This is a genomic window from Belnapia arida (assembly GCF_016773205.1).
Lineage (GTDB): Bacteria > Pseudomonadota > Alphaproteobacteria > Acetobacterales > Acetobacteraceae > Belnapia > Belnapia arida.
Genome location: NZ_JAETWB010000102.1, coordinates 1 through 5388 on the forward strand (window position 1 = coordinate 1; position 5388 = coordinate 5388).

The 5388-nt window shown below is 65.7% G+C and carries 3 protein-coding genes and 3 pseudogenes; 4 read left to right on the plus strand and 2 right to left on the minus strand.

From position 1 onward, the window contains the following. Window positions 1–150 precede the first annotated feature (150 nt). Both tnpB and tnpC read left to right on the plus strand, forming a co-directional pair. The gene (gene tnpB / locus JMJ56_RS35955; RefSeq protein ID WP_407927988.1) at window positions 151–363 is read left to right on the plus strand and encodes an IS66 family insertion sequence element accessory protein TnpB; all 213 of its coding nucleotides are present in this window, start codon (window positions 151–153) and stop codon (window positions 361–363) included. Window positions 364–412: 49 nt separating this feature from the next. Beyond that, window positions 413–1921: pseudogene (tnpC, locus tag JMJ56_RS32545) on the plus strand (IS66 family transposase). A gap of 406 nt (window positions 1922–2327) precedes the next feature. Here tnpC and JMJ56_RS32550 read toward each other — a convergent pair. Beyond that, complete coding sequence (locus tag JMJ56_RS32550) at window positions 2328–3089, minus strand: SDR family NAD(P)-dependent oxidoreductase (RefSeq protein WP_202836027.1); 762 nt, start codon at window positions 3087–3089, stop codon at window positions 2328–2330. A 330-nt stretch (window positions 3090–3419) separates the two neighbouring features. Here JMJ56_RS32550 and JMJ56_RS32555 point away from each other — a divergent pair. After that, a pseudogene (locus tag JMJ56_RS32555) lies at window positions 3420–3798 on the plus strand (ATP-binding domain-containing protein); the annotation flags it as partial. Window positions 3799–3803: 5 nt separating this feature from the next. Next, window positions 3804–4019 (plus strand): annotated as a pseudogene (locus JMJ56_RS34600) (hypothetical protein); the annotation flags it as partial. A 153-nt stretch (window positions 4020–4172) separates the two neighbouring features. On the opposite strand, the gene JMJ56_RS34605 reads toward JMJ56_RS34600, so the two are convergent. Beyond that, window positions 4173–4844 (minus strand): 3'-5' exonuclease, encoded by a 672-nt coding sequence (locus JMJ56_RS34605; RefSeq protein ID WP_328702526.1) that lies wholly within the window; start codon window positions 4842–4844, stop codon window positions 4173–4175. Window positions 4845–5388: the final 544 nt, after the last annotated feature.

The window sequence follows — 5388 nt, forward strand, 5'->3', positions numbered from 1 at the left end:
TCTGTTGCTCTCCGTCATCGACACCTCCCAGGCTCCTCAGCCTATCAAAGGTGTCCGTGAAATCGGGACAGGCCCAGCGGCGCGTTGTTCTGCTTTCGCGGCCACCGCGGTGACTTGTTGAAGATTCTGGTCTGGGACGGCTAGGGCCTGATTCTTCTCGCCAAGCGCTTGGAACGCGGCAAGTTCGTTTGGCCGCAGGCGACGAGCGGAGTGGTGTCGCTGACGCCGGCGATGCTTTCGATGCTGCTGGAAGGGATCGACTGGCGGATGCCGGCCTGGACGGCACGGCCGGAGACAGCCATGCAGCGGGATGCCGATTCCGAATTGCTTGGGGGCATTTCGCTGGCTAGAAGTGGCCAGTAGATACCGTGCCGTACCCAACGCCTGATGCCGAGATTGCCGCGCTGCGAGCCTGCTGGCGGAGCGTGACGCCGCCCTGGCCGAGCGTGATGCGCTGCTGCTGAACAGCCGGCTCGAGATCGAGAAGCTCAAGGTGCAGCTGGCCCGCGCCCGGCGCGAGCACTATGGCCAATCCTCGGAACGGCTGACGGCCGAGGTCGGCCAGCTGGAGATGCTGATCGGCGACCTGGAGGAGAACCAGGCCCAGGCCGCTGCCGCGGCGAAAGCAGCTCGCACGACGCCGGCCAAGCCGCGTCAGCAGCCCGTCCGCAAGCCGCTGCCGGCGCACCTGCCACGCGAGACCGTCCTGCACGAGCCGGTGCTGGCCTGCCGCTGCGGCTGCACCGACCCCGCCCGGCTGACCCGGCTGGGCGAGGATGTCACCGAGGTGCTGGAGAAGCTGCCGGCCCGGCTGAAGGTCATCCGCCATGTCCGCCCACGCTACGCCTGCCGGTCCTGCGAAGCTATTCTGCAGGCCGCGGCGCCGGACCTGCCGGTGAAGCGCGGCCGCCCTGGCCCTGGGCTGCTCGCCCATGTGCTGGTCTCGAAATACGTCGACGGCCTGCCGCTCTATCGGCTCTCCGGTATCCTGGCGCGCGAGGGTGTTGAGATCGAGCGGCAGACCCTGGCCGACTGGGTCGGCCATGCCGCCTGGTGGCTGCGGCCGCTGGCCGAGGCAATCGGCCGCCATGCCCTGGCACAGCGGGTGCTCTGGACCGACGACACGCCAATCCGGGTCCTGGCGCCGGGCCGCGGCAAGACCCGCGAGGCGAGGGTCTGGGTCTATGCCCATGATCCACGGCCCTGGGGCGGGACCGGGCCGCCCGCGGCGCTCTACCGCTACTCGGCGGACCGCAAGGGCGAGCGTCCACAGGGCCACCTGGCCGGGTTCCAGGGCTGGGTCCATGCGGATGGCTTTGCCGGCTACAACGCGCTCTGACGGCCGCAGCAGGGCCAGCCGCCGGTGGTTCAGCATGTTGCTTGCTGGGCGCATGCCAGGCGCTACCTGTTTGACGAGTTCGAGCGCACCAAATCGCCGATCACCGAAGAGGGCCCGCGGCAAATCCAGGCGCTCTACGCCATCGAGGCCGAACTCCATGGCCTGCCGCTCGAGCACCGCCACGCCGAGCGTCAGGCCCACAGCAAGCCAATGCTCGTAGCGCTGCGGGACTGGATGGAGGCGCAGCGGCGTCGGCTCTCCAGCAAGTCGGATCCGGGCAAGGCGCTGCAGTACGCGCTCGGCCGATGGGATGCGCTGACGCGCTACCTGGATGACGGCCGGCTCTCGATCGACAACAACTTGGCGGAGCGCCTGCTGCGCGGCATTGCCGTGACCAGGAAGAACTTTCTATTCCTTGGCATCTACACCATAGCCGAGACCGCCAAGCTCAACAGCCACGACCTCGAGGCCTACATCACCACCGTGCTCGGCCGGCTGGCGAAGAGTCACCTCGCCAGCAGGATCCATGACCTGCTGCCCTGGAACCTCAGCCCAGAAGCTCAAGCCGTGGCAGTAGGCTGACGCTTACTACGATAAAGACGATGTTTACGCCGAAGTCGCAGCGCGCCATGCCGATGCGGCCGTCATCGTGCCGCCGCGCGCGAGTGCGGTGCCGAGCGACGCGGCCGAAACCACACCAGCGCAGCGCGATGCGCAGCTGCGGTGGCCGCCGAGCGCGGCCGCATGGAAAGGCCGCGGGCATCGGGCTAAACCATCGCGCCTTGGTCGACGCTGACATCTTGCAATGGAAGTGCGTGCTTGGCGACTGCTTATGATTCCAGGCTGAAGACCGTCAGGCGACCGAAGTGGCAATCGCTGCAGCGACGCTGCACCGAATGCTGGATCTGGGACGTCCGTGTACGTCCGCACAGCATTAACCGGGCTCATGCATCCGCTCCGCTGACCCATGCAACAACGCGACACCGAACTACATCTTCTTCCCAATCGTCCAGCCGCCATCCACCGTCAGGATGCTTCCTGTGACGAAGCCGTTCTCCTCGGCGGCCAGAAACAGGATGGCGTTGGCAATCTCATGCGGTTCCGCCCACCGGCCAAGGGCATGGATGTCGCGGATCGCCTGGGCGTACTCTTCATCTTGAAAATAGCGCTCAGTCATTGGCGTGCGCACAACCCCAGGTGCCACCGCATTGACGCGGATATTCTTCTCCCCCAACTCCAAGGCCATCTGCTTGGTCAGCCCGACGACACCGTGCTTGGATGCTGTATATGCGGCGCGCTTCGGCGCTGCCATCAACCCAAGGGTCGAGGCCAGGTTGACTATGCGCCCCGGACGTCCCAACGCCACAAGCCGCCGCGCGAAGGCTTGGCTTGGCAGGAAGGTGCCGGACAGGTTCACGCTAATCACGCGTTGCCATTCCTCGAACGATAGATCGAGCACGGGGACGATCTCTCGCATACCAGCCGAATTGACCAATACATCCAGCCGGCCAAGGGATGCTTCCGCTGCGGTCACGAACTTCATGGCAGACGTTGGGTCGGTGACGTCGACGCGGAAGGCATGCGCCTCGCCGCTACGCTGACGGACTGCTGCGGCGGTTGCCTCAGCGCGTTCCTGATCGAGATCAGCAACGGCTACCCGAGCGCCCTCCCTGGCTGCCGCGAAGCACACCTGCTGGCCAATTCCGCTGCCGCCTCCAGTTACCAGCACGGCTTGATCCTGAAAACGCATATCGCTCCTCCCTATTTTGGAGAAGGTTAAGGTTCGGCAAGGTAGTAGGCAATCCTAGTCGTCCCCAATAGGCAGCCTTTGCAAGGCCCCAAATCGACGCCATTCCGCGCTTTGGACGAGCCCAGGGATTTGCGGGTTGGTGCGACTCAGTTCTCGCAAGTGGATGACCCGCGCAGTCCGCAGCCTGAGGCCCTATCTTCCTGTTATGAACGCTTTGATGCCTTACCACGACACCTCAGAACGCCCTGGCTGCTCCACAGGAGGCGCTGGCCAGGTTGGTGGAGCGGGTCACCTACCATAACGCCGAGACCGGTTTCTGCGTACAGTGCGGAGGAAGCCGAGTTTGTGGTGAGTTTCGAGGGACGGAATGTGGTGTACGGCTTCGGCGAACTGGACGAGATGGTGCTGGCCTATGCCACAACCATTCACAAGGCCCAAGGCTCGGAGTACCCAGCCGTCGTGATTCAGCTCAGCACTCAGCACTATGCCATGTTGGCGAGAAACCTGCTTTACACCGGCGTCACCCGGGGCAAGCGGCTTGTGGTGCTGGTCGGACAGCGACGAGCGCTGGCAATTGCGGTCAGGAACGGCAGCGCCCGGCGCCGCTGGTTCCAAGCTCGGCGAGTGGCTCGGCGGCGCCGTTATACGCACTGACCACTGGCGGCAGAGCCAGGGGCAGCGGCTGGCCGATGCCCGAGCGACCCGGTGATGATCATGCCCCAGCGCCACGCCGAAACCTTGGCTGGCGAGCACCGCGTGGCGCGTGTCGCCGCTGATCCGGCACCAGTCCCGCGCGCCGCCGAGCCTGGCGGATGGCAGGCGCTGACCTATTTTCGGCTGCACGGCTCGCCGCGCATGTACTACTCGCCCTATCCGCAGGCCTATCTCGACCGGCTGCGGCACCGCCTCCTCAGCCTCGACGGGGCGGTCTGGTGCACCTTCGACAACACCGCTGAAGGGGCCGCCACCAACGATGCGCTGCTGATGGCAGCCTATCCGTCTCACCCCCGTTGTCAGACCGGCGCCAGGATGACCCGGGCCGGCCGCATGATGGACCGAGCGCGGGCGTCGGCATGCACGGCATCAGTGTGGCGCCTTCGCCGCCTTGCGGGCCGTGAACTCGGCGACCAATCGGTCCGTCTCGGCTTGGGACGGCGGCTTCACCGGCCGCGCCGGGCGGCTGGCCGGTGCGGGACTCTTGGCTTGCAAGGATGCAGTGCCGCCGGCCTCGGTCAACGCCTTCGGGATTTCGGCCAGGAAGCGTGATGGCTTGCCGGCCCAGTCGCGGCGGCGCTGCACCCAGCTCAGCCGCAGCGAATGCCGGGCGCGGGTGACGCCGACATAGAAGAGCCGGCGTTCCTCGGCGATCGCGCCCTGCTGCTCCGCCTGCCAATTCGGCCAGACGCCCTCCTCGAGCCCCGCCAGCATCACATGGTCGAACTCCAGCCCCTTGACCCGGTGCAGCGTCAGCACCTGCACGGCGTCGGCGGGCTCGGCGTCGCCGGGTATGGCGCCGAGCGCCGCCCCGTCGCAGTAGGCCGCCACGCTGCCGGCCTGCTCCGCCGCCCGCAGCGCGGCCGTCCAGGCATGGCCAAGCTTTCCGTTGAGGCCCAGCCGCTCCGCGATCTCGCTGGCCTCAGCCGCCAGCCGCAGCGCATCCGCCGGGCCGAGCGTCTGCCGAGCCACGCCGTCCGCGATCTCGCAGACCACGCCGAGCATTGCCTCGAGCCCCTGCCAATCTGGAGGCAGACGCACGCCAACATCGAAGCGACCCTGCCAAAGGTCAGCTTGGAAGCACTCAAAGTGTTACTGCTGGCGCTTGCATGAGGTTCCCGGGTCGTTCGTCCGGCCTTGTGGCCATGAGTCACATTCAGTGATCTTATGTGCGATAAATGACATTACTGCGCACAACACAGTGCCAGGTATCACTTGGCTGCGGCCTGCGGCTGCGGAGCTTGCAGGCGAACTCGCTACCAAAGGTGAGGCACCATTCCGGAAGCGCTCATGATTGACGATGATGCCACGCTCGGCAATGAGCAGCTCGACGTCTCGGTAGCTCAGGTTGAAAAGGCGGTACAGACAAACAGCGTGACAGATGATCTCGGCCTGGGTGCGCTAGCCGGGGTAAGTGGCGGGCTCAGAGGTCATCTCGCCACCCTGGATCAACCACTTCGTTCCGGCCATAGATCAACAACCTTACAAAGCAGCATTGAGAGATGCTCTTGCCCTGTCGCGAGGCTCACGCGGGAGCACCGAGACGGACGAGGCGCTGAAGGTTGTAGGTGAGCCCACGCAGCAA